General features: G+C 71.7%; 14 protein-coding genes and 2 pseudogenes. 7 read left to right on the top strand and 9 right to left on the bottom strand.

The window, feature by feature from the left end; translation table 11 throughout:
- Positions 1 to 18: 18 nt before the first annotated feature.
- Complete coding sequence (locus tag G3I19_RS15630; RefSeq protein WP_164264205.1) at positions 19 to 1,458, bottom strand: helix-turn-helix transcriptional regulator; 1,440 nt, start codon at positions 1,456 to 1,458, stop codon at positions 19 to 21.
- Between the two features lie 344 nt (positions 1,459 to 1,802).
- Here G3I19_RS15630 and G3I19_RS38095 point away from each other — a divergent pair, with 344 nt between their 5' ends.
- Entirely contained in the window at positions 1,803 to 2,336 is a 534-nt protein-coding gene (locus tag G3I19_RS38095; protein ID WP_164264204.1) for a DUF4232 domain-containing protein, read from the top strand.
- Positions 2,337 to 2,485: 149 nt separating this feature from the next.
- Here G3I19_RS38095 and G3I19_RS15620 read toward each other — a convergent pair.
- Positions 2,486 to 3,017, bottom strand: a pseudogene (locus tag G3I19_RS15620) (MarR family winged helix-turn-helix transcriptional regulator).
- A gap of 29 nt (positions 3,018 to 3,046) precedes the next feature.
- Between G3I19_RS15620 and G3I19_RS15615 the strand changes: the two are divergent.
- The 3 genes from G3I19_RS15615 to G3I19_RS15605 all read left to right on the top strand — a co-directional run bounded on the left by G3I19_RS15615 (position 3,047) and on the right by G3I19_RS15605 (position 5,503).
- Positions 3,047 to 3,616, top strand: coding sequence for a carboxymuconolactone decarboxylase family protein (locus G3I19_RS15615; RefSeq protein ID WP_164264202.1), 570 nt, complete (start codon positions 3,047 to 3,049; stop codon positions 3,614 to 3,616).
- Between the two features lie 158 nt (positions 3,617 to 3,774).
- Entirely contained in the window at positions 3,775 to 4,530 is a 756-nt protein-coding gene (locus tag G3I19_RS15610; RefSeq protein WP_164264201.1) for a DUF4232 domain-containing protein, read from the top strand.
- Positions 4,531 to 4,816: 286 nt separating this feature from the next.
- Positions 4,817 to 5,503 (top strand): 1,4-alpha-glucan branching protein, encoded by a 687-nt coding sequence (locus G3I19_RS15605; RefSeq protein ID WP_164264200.1) that lies wholly within the window; start codon positions 4,817 to 4,819, stop codon positions 5,501 to 5,503.
- Positions 5,504 to 5,562: 59 nt separating this feature from the next.
- Here G3I19_RS15605 and G3I19_RS15600 read toward each other — a convergent pair whose 3' ends face one another.
- Together G3I19_RS15600 and G3I19_RS15595 are read right to left on the bottom strand one after the other, a co-directional pair.
- On the bottom strand, positions 5,563 to 6,480 hold the full coding sequence (locus G3I19_RS15600) for an AraC family transcriptional regulator (protein WP_164264221.1): 918 nt from the start codon (positions 6,478 to 6,480) through the stop codon (positions 5,563 to 5,565).
- Between the two features lie 70 nt (positions 6,481 to 6,550).
- A complete protein-coding gene (locus G3I19_RS15595; RefSeq protein ID WP_164264199.1) occupies positions 6,551 to 7,459 on the bottom strand; it encodes a zinc-binding dehydrogenase in 909 nt (302 codons plus the stop codon).
- A gap of 408 nt (positions 7,460 to 7,867) precedes the next feature.
- On the opposite strand from G3I19_RS15595, the gene G3I19_RS15590 reads away from it, so the two are divergent.
- On the top strand, positions 7,868 to 8,389 hold the full coding sequence (locus tag G3I19_RS15590; protein ID WP_164264192.1) for a hypothetical protein: 522 nt from the start codon (positions 7,868 to 7,870) through the stop codon (positions 8,387 to 8,389).
- A gap of 210 nt (positions 8,390 to 8,599) precedes the next feature.
- Entirely contained in the window at positions 8,600 to 9,487 is an 888-nt protein-coding gene (locus tag G3I19_RS15585) for a polysaccharide deacetylase family protein (RefSeq protein WP_164264198.1), read from the top strand.
- Between the two features lie 39 nt (positions 9,488 to 9,526).
- Here G3I19_RS15585 and G3I19_RS15580 read toward each other — a convergent pair whose 3' ends face one another.
- Positions 9,527 to 10,006 (bottom strand): MarR family transcriptional regulator, encoded by a 480-nt coding sequence (locus G3I19_RS15580; protein WP_164264197.1) that lies wholly within the window; start codon positions 10,004 to 10,006, stop codon positions 9,527 to 9,529.
- Between the two features lie 80 nt (positions 10,007 to 10,086).
- Between G3I19_RS15580 and G3I19_RS15575 the strand changes: the two genes are divergently transcribed.
- The gene (locus tag G3I19_RS15575; protein ID WP_164264196.1) at positions 10,087 to 10,458 is read left to right on the top strand and encodes a VOC family protein; all 372 of its coding nucleotides are present in this window, start codon (positions 10,087 to 10,089) and stop codon (positions 10,456 to 10,458) included.
- 73 nt (positions 10,459 to 10,531) lie between these two features.
- On the opposite strand, the gene hemB is transcribed toward G3I19_RS15575, so the two are convergent.
- From hemB to G3I19_RS15555, 4 genes and pseudogenes are all read right to left on the bottom strand, one after another.
- Positions 10,532 to 11,521, bottom strand: a complete 990-nt coding sequence (gene hemB / locus G3I19_RS15570) for a porphobilinogen synthase (protein WP_164264195.1) — start codon at positions 11,519 to 11,521, stop codon at positions 10,532 to 10,534.
- A 96-nt stretch (positions 11,522 to 11,617) separates the two neighbouring features.
- Positions 11,618 to 13,276: a bifunctional uroporphyrinogen-III C-methyltransferase/uroporphyrinogen-III synthase gene (locus G3I19_RS15565; protein ID WP_164264194.1), complete on the bottom strand. Its 1,659-nt coding sequence runs from the start codon at positions 13,274 to 13,276 to the stop codon at positions 11,618 to 11,620.
- Positions 13,273 to 14,229 (bottom strand): hydroxymethylbilane synthase, encoded by a 957-nt coding sequence (gene hemC, locus G3I19_RS15560; RefSeq protein WP_164264193.1) that lies wholly within the window; start codon positions 14,227 to 14,229, stop codon positions 13,273 to 13,275. The genes G3I19_RS15565 and hemC overlap by 4 nt, the downstream gene beginning before the upstream one ends.
- Positions 14,226 to 14,811, bottom strand: a pseudogene (locus tag G3I19_RS15555) (glutamyl-tRNA reductase); the annotation flags it as partial. The pseudogene G3I19_RS15555 and the gene hemC, both read right to left, overlap by 4 nt.

The following is a 14,811-nucleotide window of genomic DNA, read 5'->3' as shown; positions in this document are numbered from 1 at the left end:
GCACGCGCCGGGCACGGGTCACTGCAGGGGCGGTTCCCAGGCATCCGAGCCGTTCGGGTGCACATACCGGGGCCGCCCCTTCGTGCTGCTGGCACGGAACGGCTTGCCGTGGTCGTCGATGCGGACCGTCCCGTGCCGGGGGCCGCTGCTCCACTGGAGCTCCAGATACCAGCTGACGTCGTGTGCGTCGGTGTGGGCGTTGATCTCCAGCACCTGCGGGTCGGTGGTGGACACCCGGTACGGGAAGTCGGTGGCCGGGACCTTCTGGTCACCCTGCACCCCGGCGGCCGGCTTCGGCAGCGGGTTCCCGGTGTCCAGGTTCACATCGAAGCCGGCCGGGGTGAGCCCGCCGCCGCAGCCGTCGCCCATCGCGTACGAGGACCAGGCGAGCGGCGCCTGACGGCCCACGATCCGCACATGCAGGGCCTGGAGCACCACGGTGTCCGACGTCTTGCCCTGCACGGACAGCTCGATCCGCGCATGGTCGCTGGAGACCCCGCCCAGCGCGGCGGCCCAGCTCGCGGCATCGGGCTCGGCCGGGGGCGGCGGCACCCTGTCGGCGGGCCGGTCGACCAGATACGACTGGCTGCACTGGTCGTCCCAGACGTACGGCCGGACGTTCACGGTCAGCGGTACGGCGGGGACGCTGCGGCCGTCCGGGCCCAGATCTCCCCCGTTCTGCGCCTGGTGGCCGGTGGACGGGGACGGTGTGACGGAAGGCGAGGCGGAGGGGCTCGCGGACGGCTTCTTGTGGTCCTTCGGCTTGGCCCCCGCGGTACCGGCGCCCGCGGACGGGTCGGCCTGCGCGCCGGCCGACACGTCGGCGGCGGCGGAACGGTGCTCGGGGGACGCGGATCCCGCGTTCCCGACGGCCACCGCCACCGGAACGGCGACCGCGACGGCCACCACGTCGGCCCCGGCCATCCAGAGCCGCCTGGCCTTACGGGGTGCGGGTCCGGACACGGAACCGGGTGCGGAACCGGGCGTGGCGAGGGGATCGGTCGTGCCGACGGAACCGGCCGTGGGGGAATCGGGCGCGAAGGGAGCGGGCGCGGGCGCCGGCGAGGGGGCAGCCGCCGCCCCGGGACCGGGAGCCGCCTCGGGACCCGGAGCCGCCCCGGACGCAGCCTCCGACGCAGCTTCGGAAGAAGGAGGAAGCGCAGCGGTGGCGGCACCGGCTTCCGCCGCCGCGTCCTTCGGCCGTCGCCGTACCGCGTCGGCCAGCAGCCACCGCCGGTGCAGCGCGATCAGTTCCTCCGGGGTCGCCCCGCACAGCCGCGCGAACCGCTCGACCGGCGCGTAATCGGTCGGCACGGCGTCGCCGTTGCAGTACCGGTGCACCGTGGACGTACTCATATGGAGCTTCCCGGCGAGCGCTCCGTAGCTGCGCCCCGAACGGGCTTTCAGCTCTCTGAGCAGCGCGGCGAATTCCTCGGTCTCGGAGCCCACGGCCACCATCCCCTTGTTCCATGTCCCGGGCACCCGATACGCGTTCCAGGAAGGCGTTCCAGGGAGGTCCCGTCTCCCCAGGTCAGAGTACGCGCAGCCGTTCCAGCGTCCCCAATGGTCCGGGAACGATTGCCGCGGGAACCGGCCACCGCACAAGCTGAGTTCGTGTTCAACCGACTCCGGCGCGGCTTCCACCTGGGCGTTGTGGACGTGGTCGCGCTGGTCGTACTGGCCGCGTCGACGGCAACGGTCACCTTGCTCATCAACCGCCTCTGAACTTTCGGGCCGCCACAGTCGGCTCAGCCCACGCACAGCTCACACAGAACTTTCACAGACCTACGGGGAGTACCACCGTGAACATCCGCCGCACCCGCATCGCCACCGCCGCAGCCTCCACCCTCGTGGCCGCCCTCGCCCTCACCGGCATCGCGACCGGCGCCGCCACCGCGGCCCCGGCCAAGGCGAAGGCAACGAAGATCGTCACCTGCACCGACTCCAACACCAAGGTCGCCGTCTCCAAGGCGAGCAGCCCGGTGAACCACCTGCTGATCAAGGCCACCAACAAGGGCAATACGCCCTGCTACGCCTACATGGCGCCGACCCTCCGCTTCGACCAGGACCAGGCCGCCACACAGATCAACTGGGACAGCACCCCGCAGGCCGTCGTGACCCTCGACCCGGGCCAGACCGCCTATGCGAGCGTCCGTACGTCGGGTGGCGGCGGCCACCTGCGTACGGCGAAGAAGCTGGGTGTCGGCTTCGCCAACCGCGCGGGTGAGGGCATCGGCTCGCTCAGCACGTCGACCCTCCCGAAGGGCACCCGGATCGACGACTCGGCCCAGGTCACGTACTGGCAGGCCACCTCGGCACTCGCCCTGAGCTACTAGGGGCTGCCCGGCGGGCCCCGGCCCGTCACCCCGTCACGACCGGAACGCCCTGGCTCTCCTCCCCCGGAGACCAGGGCGTTCTGCCGTACGCGCCCACGTCTGCCGGACGGACGGCCTGCCGGGGCCTGGGGGCCACCCGGCGGGAAGGCTCACCCGCCGAACCACCCCGCCACGTCCACCCGGAAGCCGCCGCCCGGCACCGCCCCCGGCACGATGGCCCGGAGGCCGGATTCGAGCCCGGCGAGCCGCTCCGCGCCCAGCACCCGCTCCCACTGCGCGTACAGCTCGTCGAAGATCTCGCCCGACCGCACCAGCACCTCCACCCCGCGCGGGGTGAGCAGCACCAGCTTGCGGCGCCCGTCGGCGGGGTCGGCGGCGCGCTCGGCGTACCCCAGTTCCTCCAGGCGCTCCACGGTCTTGCCCGCCGCCTGTTTGGAGACCCCGAGCCGCCGCCCCACCTCGCTCGCGGTCGCGCCCCGTTCGCCGATCGCCTGCAGCGCGAAGCCGTACGCCGGGCGCACGTCCGGGTGCCCCTCATCGGCGAGACGCGCGTGCAGTTCGTCGATGGCCGCGCGGAACCCGGCGAAGAGCAGCATCGGCAGCTCGTACCCGCGTCCGTCAGCCATGGTGCGGCCCACCGTTGCGAAACTCGACAACCTGGTTTACCTTTTCGTCAATCACGTTGTCGAGTTTAGAGCGAGGGCCCAGCCATGACCATCACCGCTTCCCCCGGCCCCACCGTCTTCCCCGCCCACACCATCGACTCCGCCCCCGCCCCGGCCCGCCGCGCCATGCAGGCCACCGCCGACCACCTGGGCTACCTCCCCTCCCCCGTGGCCCGCATGGCGACCTCACCGCAGACCCTCGACGGTTTCCTGAAGCTCAGCGGGATCTTCGAGTCGACGACCCTCCCGCAGCTGGACCGCGAGGTCCTCATCCTCACGATCGCCGCCCGCAACGACTGCCACGTCTGCGTGGCCATGCACACGGCGAAGCTCACCGCGATGGGCGCGGACACCGGCCTCATCGAGGCCCTGCGCGCCCAGCAGCCGCTCGCGGACGGCAGGTTGGAGGCGCTGCGCACCTTCACCCTGGAGGTACTGGCCACCGCCGGCGCGGTCACGGAGCCGGGGCTCCAGGCGTTCCTGGCCCAGGGGTACACCGGCCGGAACGCCCTGGAGGTGGTCCTGGGCATCGGTACGTACACCCTCTCGACCTTCGCCAACCGGCTGACCGGCGCCCCGGTCGACGAACAGCTCATGGCGTTCGCCCCGCAGTGAAAGGAGAGGGGGAGGGGCCCGTCGGCTGTTACACGGCGTTACAGCTTCCGGACAGTCTCGCGAGAACTTCCCCCGCCGCGCGGCACATCTCACTTTCCGTAAGACGCACTCGCCACGGAGGACGCCGGACCCGACACCGGCGCTGGAAAAGGGGAACCATGACCGCCAAGCTGAACCGAGCCGCCCGCTGTGCCGCCGCCGTGATGGCCGTCATCGCTGTCGGCGCCGGCGCCGCCGCGTGCGACTCGTCCTCCGGACCGGCCGCCGCCAAGACCAGTGCGCAGTCCGGCACCAGCCAGGACTCGTCCGCCACGGCGCAGGGCAGCTCGCAGGACGACAAGGCCCAGAGCGGTACCAGCGGCTCCGGCAGCTCCGCCGACGGCGCCGCCCAGCACAAGGTGAAGGCGATGGCCGCGAAGGGCTCGCGCACCGACGCCGTGAACCCCGCCCCCGCCTCCGCCCCCTCCAGCGAGAGCAGCCGCTGCCACACCATCGACCTGGGCTACGACTGGGGCGGCCCGCACGGTGGCGCCCCGGACATGAAGGACTCGACCGACCAGCAGGTCGCCTCGATCAAGCTCACGAACCGCGGCGACAGCACCTGCACCCTGCACGGCTTCCCGGGCGTCCGCCTCGTCAGCAAGACCGGTGAGGCATGGGACCTGCGCCGCTCGTCGGACACCCCGAGCACCATGACCCTGCACCCGGGCGAGAGCACGGCCTCGATCAGCATCATGCTCCTGGCGATCCCCGCCGACTCCAAGGACACCAAGCCGTTCGTCCCGAGCAAGGTCCTGATCACCCCGCCCAACGAGACCACCCACGTCACCCTCGACTGGCCGTACGGCGGCGCCATCCTGGACCAGTCCGGCGCCACCCACCCCGGCACCTTCGTCAGCCCGGTCGGCGTCTGAGCCCACCCGCACCACGGTCCGCCTGAGCCGCACCGCACACCACGCGGTGCGGCTCAGGCATGCCGGAACCGCTCACCCGGAACCGTCGGACCGGGGGTATGCGATGCTGCGAACGCAGGCCCTCGACCCGGAGGCACGGAAGGTCTGTCGACGAGGTGGCTCTCACCTTGTCCGGCCGACAGGCACCGGACTCACCGCCGGGTACCGCCACCGCCACCGGAACCTCCTGATCCGCCCCGCACCAGTGGCAGGATGACAGCACGCCGACGGGAGAGGGACCGAAGACATGTCTGTCATCCACCGCACCACGCTGACCCCCACCAAGCTGGAACTGCTGGCCGCCTGGCTGCCCGCCCAGCCCTGGTACCTCGGCGGCGCGGACGCCAAGCCCGAGCTGGCCAAGGCGGGCGGCTTCCGGCTCGACGACCCGACCGGCGCTGTCGGGATCGAGTTCATGCTGGCCACCGACACATCCGGCGCCGAGCCCGTCACGTACCAGGTGCCGCTCAGCTACCGGGGCGCGCCGCTCGAAGGCGCCGGTGACGAGGCGCTCATCGGCACCACCCAGCACGGGGTGCTCGGCGAGCGCTGGGTGTACGACGGGGCCCACGACCCGGTGCTCGTCACCCAGCTGGTCGCCGCGATGGCCGGCGCCGCCCTGCCGCAGGAGCAGAGCATCAGCAACACCCCCGACCCGACCGTCGAGGGCCACTTCACCGGTACGGAACACCCGGTGGCGACCGGAGTCGCGGCGGTGGCCGACGACGAGGACGGCACCGACGTACGCGTACAGACGGCCAACACCGCGGGCCCCGGGCTGACGCTCCACATCAACCGTGTGGTCCGCCCCGGCCAGTCCGCCACCCCCCAGGACCTGGGCCGCGTCACGGGGAACCTGCCGCTCCCGGACGGCACGAAGGTACGCGCCGTGTTCGCGGTCGTACGCGAGACCGGCTCGGGCCCGGCCGCCTAGCCAGGGCCTCTCGTCAGAGTTCCGGCTCAGACCGAGGCCGGGCATGTTCCGAGGCCGGATCACTTGCGAAGGCGAGAACGGTACTCGCCAGGGGCCGCGCCCCGGGCACGTCTGAAGGCACGGCTGAAAGCGTGCGGAGAGCCGTATCCGACCGCGCCGGAGATCGACTCGACCGGCTCGTCGGTATCGCGGAGCCGGACGGACGCCAGGTCGATGCGCCACTGCGTCACGTACGCGCCCGGCGTCTGTCCGAGGGCGGACCGGAAGCGCCTGGACAGCGTCGCCCGGGATACGCCCGTCGCAGCGGCCAGGGTCTCCGTGGTCCAGGGGTGTTCCGGTTCGGCGTGTACGCATGCCAGAGCGTCGCGCACGACCGGATCGCGCATCGCTCCCAGCCATGAGCCGGACTGTTCCTGCGGGTGGCGGGCCAGCAAGGCGCGTACGAACTGGACGAGCAGAAGGTCGACGATGCTGTTGATGGCGGCGGTGGTGCCGATCTGCGGCTGTGCGAGCTCCGCGGCGAGAAGTTCGACGGTCCTTCCGAGCTGCGCGTTCTCCCGGGCTGTGACGTGCGTCGGCCGAGCGAGCGAGGTGAGCACCGGTGTGCGCACCTCCGGGTCCTGCTCGTAGTGCAGCACGATCACTTCCGTCTGTACCGGCGCCGAGCCCAGACGCAGGGCCCGGCCATCGCGAAAAGACCGGGCCGCCGCCTCACGGTCGCAGGAACCCATCGTCACGCCGGCGGCGCCGGCTATCCCGTGTGCGGTGCCCGGCGGCACCAGGACGGCGTCTCCGGCCTGCACCTGAAGAGGTTTCCCGCCTGTGACGTGGAGCCACATGGTGCCGCGGGACACCACGTGCAGTGCCGCTCCCGGAGAGGAGTCCAGCCACAGGCCCCAGGTTCCTCCGGCCTTCAGCACGACCCCGAGCGCCCCACGCGCACCCGAAACACGCAAGACCTCCGCCAGCACATCCACGGGTCCATTCTCGTCCACCACGGCGAACCGCACACCGGCGGGCGAGGAGCATGCGTCCTCGTCCACAGCGTCAGGCCACGTCAAGAACGACCTTTCCGTGCACCTTCCGCGCGAACAGCGCCTGGACGGCGTCGTCCACGCCCTGCCAGCCGCCTCGCAGTCCGACCGGTGCCGAGAGCCTCCCGGCGGCCATGAGGCCCAGCAGGTCCGTCAACTCCCCGCCGGTGGGCGTCATGTCGCCGTAGGTGGCGATGCTGCGGGGCTCGCCGAAGCCGAACAAGGCACCTGACGGGAAGGTGGTTTCCTGCCCGGAGGAGTAACCGACCAGGTGGAGGGTGCCGCCCTCGGCGAGGGCACTCCACGCCTGGGCCACCAGTGACCCGCCGACCGTGTCCAGGACGAGGTCGAACCGGCCCCCGGTCCCGGCCAGGTCGGTCAGGACCCTGTCGGCGCCGAGTTCACGGAGCCCGGCGGCCCGCTCCGGCGAACCGACGAGTGCCGTCACCCGGGCGCCCGCCAGCGCCGCCAGCTGGACGGCGAAGTGCCCCACGCCTCCGCTGGCGCCGGTGATCAGAACGTCGCGCGCCAGCAGGGACCGGGTGCGCAGCACCCGGAACGGGGTGACACCGGCGATCCCCAGCGCGGCGGCGTCGGCCAGGTCCACGCCCTCGGGGACGGTGCCGAGCGAGGCGGGGCTGACTGCCATCCGCTCCGCCCACGCGTGGGGAGCCATTCCCACTGCGACGCGCGTACCTTCGGGCGGCCCCGAGCCGTCGGATGCGGCGCGCACCACGATGCCCGCCGCGTCGTGACCGTGCACAGCGCCGGCCGGCCACTGGTGCACGTAATTCAGCTCTCCGAAGTTGAGACCGATGTGCCGTATCTCCACCAGCGCCTCACCGGTGGACGGTACGGGCTCATCGACATCGGCGAACCGGATGGGTCCGGCGTCACTGTGATCGACCACAAGGGCGCGCATAGGGGTGTGTTTCCTTCTCTCGTGGAGGTGCCTGAGCACTCGGCGCGGCAACAGATCGAGTGCGCACATGCCGCACTGCCGCCTTCTTGGAACCCTTCCGCAAGAACCCTTTCGCAGGACCGGGACAGTGACCAGACCCGTGAGAAGCAATCAGTTGACGATCTGTGTCAGTGCGGTTCACGGCACTTCGAGCCCCGCGCCCGTCCGATCGCCGATGCCGCCCCAGGGACCCGGGCGGTCTCCAGGCCCACTTGAGGGAGGATCATCGCGTTGTAAGATCCTCCGGCTTGGCCGATGCGCAGGCCGAACTCGCTTCACTCGACCGGTGTTTGTACCGGCCCCGGGGCGGGACGGAACTCATCGCCATCGGCGCCGGGGGACTGTGCAGAAAGCGAGAGAGGGACACCCATGCCTATCAGGAGTGCGCGTTACGGCCTGTCGACCGCTGCGCTCGTCGCCGCAGGGCTGGCGCTGACCGCGTGCGGATCCGGCGACGCGACTTCCGCCTCCGGATCCTCCGCCGGTTCGTCCGCCCCCACGAGTTCCGCACAGTCCAGCGCCGCACCGACCGACAAGGGCGGCCAGGGCTCCACCGACGCAGCGCCGCCGGCCTCCGCCGACCCGTCCACGACGCAGGGCGCGGCGCCCGGACCGTCGAAGGGCACCCGGCACGCCCAGCAGGACTGCGGGCCCGACCAGACAGGTCTGGAGGTGATCGTCCCGAGTTCGACCACCGCCACCAGCTGTGCCACGGCCCGCGCGGTCGCCAACGCCTATGCGAAGGACAGCGGCGCAGGCGGCAAGTCCCCGGTCACTGTCACCGTTGCCGGCGTGGCGTGGCTGTGCCAGGAGCAGCAAGGCGGCATCGACCCCTACATGGCATGCGCCAACACCGCCGACAGCACGCAGACGGTTCGGATGAGTTCCTGAAGGGCTCGGCGCGGCGCCGTGGGTGAAGACCCGGCCAGGGAGGGGGTTCCGGGCCGGGATCGTGCTCGCCCCCTCACCGGGGCGCCAGTACGGGTGGACTCCACCCAGCCCCGGAGTGTCGGCGTCCGATACGTCCAGGATTCATAGCATGATCCGACTCTCATTCTGAGCTCGGTGTCGTGGTGTGAACTGGATGGGCAGGGCAGGCACATGTCAGTGGGTCGTCGGGCCGTACTCGCCGCCGTGGCGGCCACCGGGCTTGCGGGATGTGCCGGCCGGTCCGGTGCTCCGGGGGCGTCCCTGGCGACCCGGACCACTCCGTCGGACATCGAACCGCCGAGCCGTACACCGCGCGCCGGCCGTGCGGCCGCCACGGCCCGCGCGGCCGCACCCGAGATGACGCGCGCTGCGGCGGTCGCCAGGTACGGCTCTGCGCGGCCGTCGGACTGGGGCTTCGACGCACCGGGCGTCCTGACCGCCCTGCCCGCGGCGCAGCAGGCCATCGCGCTGACCTTCGACGCGTGCGGGGGCCCCGGGGGCAGCGCGTACGACAAGGACCTGATCGGCTTCCTCCGGTCGAGGAAAGTACCGGCGACGCTCTTCATCAACTCCCGCTGGATCGACGCCCATCCGGCGGTCTTCCGGTCACTGGCCGCCGACCCGCTCTTCGAGATCGCCAACCACGGGACCCGGCACCGCCCCCTGTCGGTCTCCGGCCGCTCCGCGTACGGCATCCCCGGGACGCGCGACGCGGGCGAGGTCTACGACGAGGTCGCGGGCAACCACGGCAAGCTCACCCGGCTGCTGGGCCGGCCGCCCCGCTTCTTCCGGTCGGGGACGGCGTACTACGACGATGTCGCGTCGCGCATCGTGGGCGCGCTGGGCGAACGCCCGGTGAGTTTCACGGTCAACGGCGACGGCGGCGCGACCTTCACACCCGAGCAGGTCCACACCGCCGTCGCGGCCGCCCGGCCCGGGTCGGTCGTGATCGGCCACCTGAACCAGCCGGAGGGCGGCACGGCCGAGGGCATCGCCACGGCGGTGCCCCAACTCCTCGCGTCGGGGCACCGGTTCATCCGGCTCTCGGACGCGCTGTGACACCGGGGGTGCGCGGTCGGCCAGTTCGGCCCGGCCCGGTCAGCCCTCCAGCGCTGTCGCGATGCGGTCGAGGTCGGCGACGAGCGCCGCGACGCGCCGTGGCGGGATCGTCCCGGCCATGCGCTGCTCGACGGCGTACACGGCGGCCTGGACAGCGGCGAGGCGCGCCCGGCCCGCTTCGGTGAGGCGGGCGGGGCGGGCCCGGCCGTGGTCGGCGGAGTCGGGGCGGGTGATGAGCCCCGCTTCCTGCAGGCCCCGCAGGACGACGTTGCCCGACTGCCGGGTCACGAAGGTCGCGCGGGCGAGGTCGGCGTTCGACATGCCGGGATGCAGGGCGAGCAGTTCGAGCGTGGAGTACTGCGGCACGGTCAGCCCGTGCTCCCGCAGGACCTTGTCCATGGCTCCGCGCAGGGCAGCCTGGGCGCGTTTGAGCAGATACCCCAGGTGGCGGGTGACGTCGTCGCCCTCGGGGCGGAACGGGTCGGTCGGCACACTCTCCTCCTTGCCGGGCTCATGCATGTCAATATTTTGACATGCCAATCCCCGGACCCTAGCCTCGCTTATGTCAAAGTCCTGACATAGAAGAGCGAGGGAAACCCATGCCTGTTGCCATCGACGGTCCCGACTTCGTCGCCCTCCAGGTCCACGACGTGGAGGCCGCTGCGGTCTTCTGCGAGAAGCATCTGGGGCTGCGCCGGGCCGCGGTCTCGCCCCCGCACGCGGTCGTGTTCGACACCCGGCCGACCCCGTTCGCCGTCCGCGCGCTGATGCCGGGAGTCAGCCTCGCCGACACCACACGACCGGGCCTCGGCGTGGTGATCTGGTTCAGGACCCCGGACGCCCACGCGCTTCACGAGCAGCTCGACGCCGCCGGCGTCAAGATCCTCACACCGATGGCGGACAGCCCCTTCGGGCCGATGTTCTCCTTCGAGGGCCCGGAGGGCTACACACTCACCGCACACGGCGGCTGACCGAGACCCGGACAGCGCGCCCGGAACCGGGGCGCAGGGCGGGCGCGCGGGCCGGGGCGGCGGGCGCGGCGGCTCAGAGCTGCCGCGCGACCTCCGTCGCCCAGTACGTGAGGATCATGTTCGCGCCCGCCCGCTTGATGCCGGTCAGGGACTCCATGATCGCCTTGTCCCGGTCGATCCAGCCCTTCTCCGCGGCGGCCTCGACCATCGCGTACTCACCGCTGATCTGGTACGCGGCCACCGGCACGGACACCGACTCCGCGACCTTCGCGAGGATGTCCAGGTACGGCCCGGCCGGCTTGACCATCACCATGTCGGCGCCCTCGGCGAGGTCCAGCTCCAGCTCGCGCAGCGACTCCCGGGCGTTCGCCGGGTCCTGCTGGTACGTCTTGCGGTCGCCCTGCAGCGAGGAGCCGACGGCCTCACGGAACGGACCGTAGAAGGCGGACGAGTACTTCACCGTGTAGGCGAGGATCGACACATCCTCCTTGTCGATGGTGTCCAGCGCGTCGCGGATCACACCGACCTGGCCGTCCATCATGCCGCTGGGGGCCACCACATGGGCGCCCGCGTCGGCCTGGACCTGCGCCATCTCCGCGTACCGCTCAAGGGTCGCGTCGTTGTCGACCCGGCCCGACTCGTCCAGGACCCCGCAGTGGCCGTGATCGGTGGTCTCGTCGAGGCAGAGATCCGACATGATCACCAGGTCGTCGCCGACCTCGGCGCGCACATCGCGCAGCGCCACCTGGAGAATGCCCTCCGGGTCGGTGCCCGCCGTGCCGATAGCGTCCTTCTTCGCGTCCTCCGGAACACCGAAGAGCATGATCCCGGCGACCCCCGCGGACACGGCGTCGACGGCCGCCTTCCGCAAGGTGTCGCGGGTGTGCTGGACCACGCCCGGCATCGCCGTGATCGGCACCGGCTCCCCGATCCCCTCCCGCACGAAGGCGGGCAGGATCAGATCAGCCGGGTGCAGCCGCGTCTCGGCCACCATGCGGCGCATCGCCGGGGTGGTGCGCAGCCGCCGCGGACGGGCGCCCGGGAAAGATCCGTACACAGTCATCCTCAGTTACCTCTTCGAACTCTGCGAACTCTTCGAACTGACCGGGCCCTTCGAACCGTCCGGGCTCCTCGAACTCTCCGGGCCGGCTGCTCAGGCTCAGGTGGTGCGGCGCCTGCGGCCGCCCGGACGGCGCTCACTGGGGCGGGTGACCGCCTCGCCCGCCTCCCGGGCCGCCTCACGGCGCTGCGCACCGAACTCGGCGAGCGCCTCCGCGAGTCTGTGCACCGAAGGCTCGGGCGAGAGCACGTCCACCCGCAGCCCGTGCTCCTCGGCCGTCTTGGCCGTGGCGGGACCGATACAGGCGATGACCGTGACGTTGTGCGGCTTGCCCGCGATCCCCACCAGATTGCGGACCGTGCTCGAAGAGGTGAAGAGGACCGCGTCGAAACCGCCGCCCTTGATCGCCTCACGGGTGTCGGCCGGCGGCGGCGACGCACGCACCGTGCGGTAGGCGGTGACGTCGTCGACCTCCCAGCCCAGCTCGATCAGCCCGGCCACCAGGGTCTCGGTGGCGATGTCGGCGCGCGGCAGGAACACCCGGTCGATCGGGTCGAAGACCGGGTCGTACGGCGGCCAGTCCTCCAGAAGACCGGCAGCCGACTGCTCACCGCTCGGTACGAGATCGGGCTTGACGCCGAACTCGACCAGCGAGGCAGCGGTCTGCTCGCCGACGGCGGCGACCTTGATCCCCGCGAAGGCACGGGCGTCGAGCCCGTACTCCTCGAACTTCTCCCGGACCGCCTTGACGGCGTTCACGCTGGTGAAGGCGATCCACTCGTAGCGCCCCGTGACGAGGCCCTTGACCGCGCGCTCCATCTGCTGCGGGGTGCGCGGCGGCTCGACGGCGATGGTGGGGACCTCGTGCGGCACGGCGCCGTACGAACGCAGCTGGTCGGAGAGCGAGGCCGCCTGCTCCTTCGTACGCGGAACGAGCACCCGCCACCCGAAGAGCGGCTTCGACTCGAACCACGACAACTGGTCGCGCCTGGCGGCCGAGCTGTGCTCGCCGACCACGGCTATGACCGGCTGGTGACCGTCGGGCGACGGCAGCACCTTGGCCTGCTTGAGCACCTGGGCGACCGTGCCGAGCGTCGCGGACCAGGTGCGCTGGCGGGTGGTCGTACCAGCGACGGTGACGGACATCGGGGTGTCGGGCTTGCGGCCCGCCGCGACCAGTTCACCGGCGGCGGCGCCGACCGTGTCGAGCGTCGTGGAGACGACCGCGGTCGCATCGCTCGCGCCGACCTCGCTCCAGCAGCGGTCGGACGCCGTACGGGCGTCGACGAACCGGACGTCGGTGCCCTGCGCGTCACGCAGCGGCACCCCGGCGTACGCGGAGACACCCACCGCGGTCGAGACGCCCGGGACGACCTCGAACGGGATGCCCGCGGAAGCGCAGGCCAGCATCTCCTCACTGGAGTTGCCGTCGAGTCCGGGATCCCCGGTGACAGCACGGACGACCCGCCTGCCACCCCGTGCGGCCTCCATGACAAGATTGCCCGCATCTCGGATGGCCGGGATCCCGGCGGCTGTTGACGCTTCGTCAACAACCGTCAGCTGAGGCGTGCTTACGGTCGCCCGCGCATGGCTGCGTACGACATCGAGCACCTGCGGCTCGGCGATCAGTACGTCCGCACTCGCGAGCGCTTCGACGGCGCGCAGTGTGAGAAGTCCCGGATCCCCGGGTCCGGCACCGAGGAAGGTGACGTGCCCGTGTGCGGGAAGGGCGGCTGGCAGGTTCGAGGTGGGGTTCATCGTGCTCGCTCCCCCATAAGACCGGCCGCACCCTTGGCCAGCATCTCGGACGCGAGTTCGCGTCCGAGCGCCTCGGTGCCTTCGTGCGACGTGGGTACGGGACCGGTGGTGGACAACTGCACCAGCGAGGAACCGTCGGCAGAGCCGACAACACCGCGCAGGCGCATCTCGGTGACAACCTGCCCGTCGGCCAGGACGTCGGCCAGTGCACCAACAGGCGCACTGCAACCGGCCTCCAAGGCGGCGAGCAGGGATCGCTCGGCGGTCACGGCGGCCCGGGTGTACGGGTCGTCGAGCTCGGCGAGCTGGGCGACGAGATCAGCGCGGGATGCCGCGCACTCGACCGCCAGGGCCCCCTGGCCGGGGGCGGGCAAGATGATGTCGACCGGGAGGTACTCGGTCACTTCCGCGGCCCGGCCGGCACGGTGGAGCCCGGCCGCGGCGAGAACCACCGCGTCCAGCTCCCCGCTGCGGACGAATCCGATACGGGTGTCGATGTTGCCGCGGATCGGCACGGTCTCGATGCGCATCCCGTGGTTACGGGCGTACGCGTTGAGCTGCGCCATCCGGCGCGCGGAGCCGGTACCCACCCGGGCACCGTCCGGCAGCTGCTCGAAGGTCAGCCCGTCCCGCGCGATCAGCACATCCCTGGGGTCCTCACGGACCGGGATCGCGGCCAGCACGAGACCGTCCGGCTCGGCCGTCGGCAGATCCTTCAGCGAGTGCACGGCGAAGTCGACCTCGCCGCTCAGCAGCGCATCACGCAGGGCGGTGACGAACACACCGGTCCCCCCGATCTGCGACAGCTGCTCACGGGAGGTGTCCCCGTACGTGGTGATCTCGACGAGTTCCACGGGGCGACCCGTGATCTGCCGCACCGCCTCGGCGATTTGTCCTGACTGCGCCATGGCGAGCTTGCTGCGCCTGGTCCCCAGCCTCAAGGCATCGGTCATGCCCGCCCTCGGTTCTTGACGTCTGTGTTGCTCAGGTCGGTCAGATCGGCCCTGCTGACGGCCGCGACCGTCAGTGGGTCGAGGTCGAAGAGTTCCCGCAGCGCGTCCGCGTACCCGGCGCCGCCGGGCTCGCTCGCGAGCTGCTTGACCCGCACGGTGGGCGCGTGCAGGAGCTTGTCGACGACACGGCGCACGGTCTGCGAGATCTCGGCGCGCTCCTTGTCGTCCAGGTCGGGGAGGCGTCCGTCGAGCCGCGCGATCTCACCGGCGACGACGCCGGCGGCCATGGTGCGCAGGGCCACGACGGTCGGAGTGATGTGGGCGGCCCGCTGGGCGGCGCCGAAGGCGGCGACCTCGTCCGAGACGATGGTGCGTACGGCGTCGACGTCGGCGGCCATCGGGGCGTCGGCCGACGCGTCGGCCAGCGACTCGATGTCGACCAGGCGGGCACCGCCGATGCGGTGGACCGCGGCGTCGATGTCACGCGGCATGGCCAGGTCGAGCAGGGCCAGACGCGGCGGGGCCCCACCGTCGGCGGGGTCGCCCGCGAGCCTGCGCACAGGGCGCGGGGCGGCGGGTCCC

Source organism: Streptomyces sp. SID10853 (assembly GCF_010548145.1).
Taxonomy (GTDB): Bacteria; Actinomycetota; Actinomycetes; order Streptomycetales; family Streptomycetaceae; genus Streptomyces.
The sequence above is the reverse complement of the archived record's forward strand: the minus strand, read 5'-3'. Positions and strand labels throughout refer to the sequence as shown.

Bases quoted from the DNA above. Each gene is read 5' to 3' on its own strand.
- G3I19_RS15630 (WP_164264205.1), bottom strand. From the start codon at position 1,458: ATGGTGGCCGTGGGCTCCGAGACCGAGGAATTCGCCGCGCTGCTCAGA.
- G3I19_RS15615 (WP_164264202.1), top strand. From the start codon at position 3,047: ATGACCATCACCGCTTCCCCCGGCCCCACCGTCTTCCCCGCCCACACC.
- G3I19_RS15610 (WP_164264201.1), top strand. From the start codon at position 3,775: ATGACCGCCAAGCTGAACCGAGCCGCCCGCTGTGCCGCCGCCGTGATG.
- G3I19_RS15605 (WP_164264200.1), top strand. From the start codon at position 4,817: ATGTCTGTCATCCACCGCACCACGCTGACCCCCACCAAGCTGGAACTG.
- G3I19_RS15595 (WP_164264199.1), bottom strand. From the start codon at position 7,459: ATGCGCGCCCTTGTGGTCGATCACAGTGACGCCGGACCCATCCGGTTC.
- G3I19_RS15590 (WP_164264192.1), top strand. From the start codon at position 7,868: ATGCCTATCAGGAGTGCGCGTTACGGCCTGTCGACCGCTGCGCTCGTC.
- G3I19_RS15585 (WP_164264198.1), top strand. From the start codon at position 8,600: ATGTCAGTGGGTCGTCGGGCCGTACTCGCCGCCGTGGCGGCCACCGGG.
- G3I19_RS15580 (WP_164264197.1), bottom strand. From the start codon at position 10,006: ATGCATGAGCCCGGCAAGGAGGAGAGTGTGCCGACCGACCCGTTCCGC.
- G3I19_RS15575 (WP_164264196.1), top strand. From the start codon at position 10,087: ATGCCTGTTGCCATCGACGGTCCCGACTTCGTCGCCCTCCAGGTCCAC.
- hemB (WP_164264195.1), bottom strand. From the start codon at position 11,521: ATGACTGTGTACGGATCTTTCCCGGGCGCCCGTCCGCGGCGGCTGCGC.
- G3I19_RS15565 (WP_164264194.1), bottom strand. From the start codon at position 13,276: ATGAACCCCACCTCGAACCTGCCAGCCGCCCTTCCCGCACACGGGCAC.
- hemC (WP_164264193.1), bottom strand. From the start codon at position 14,229: ATGACCGATGCCTTGAGGCTGGGGACCAGGCGCAGCAAGCTCGCCATG.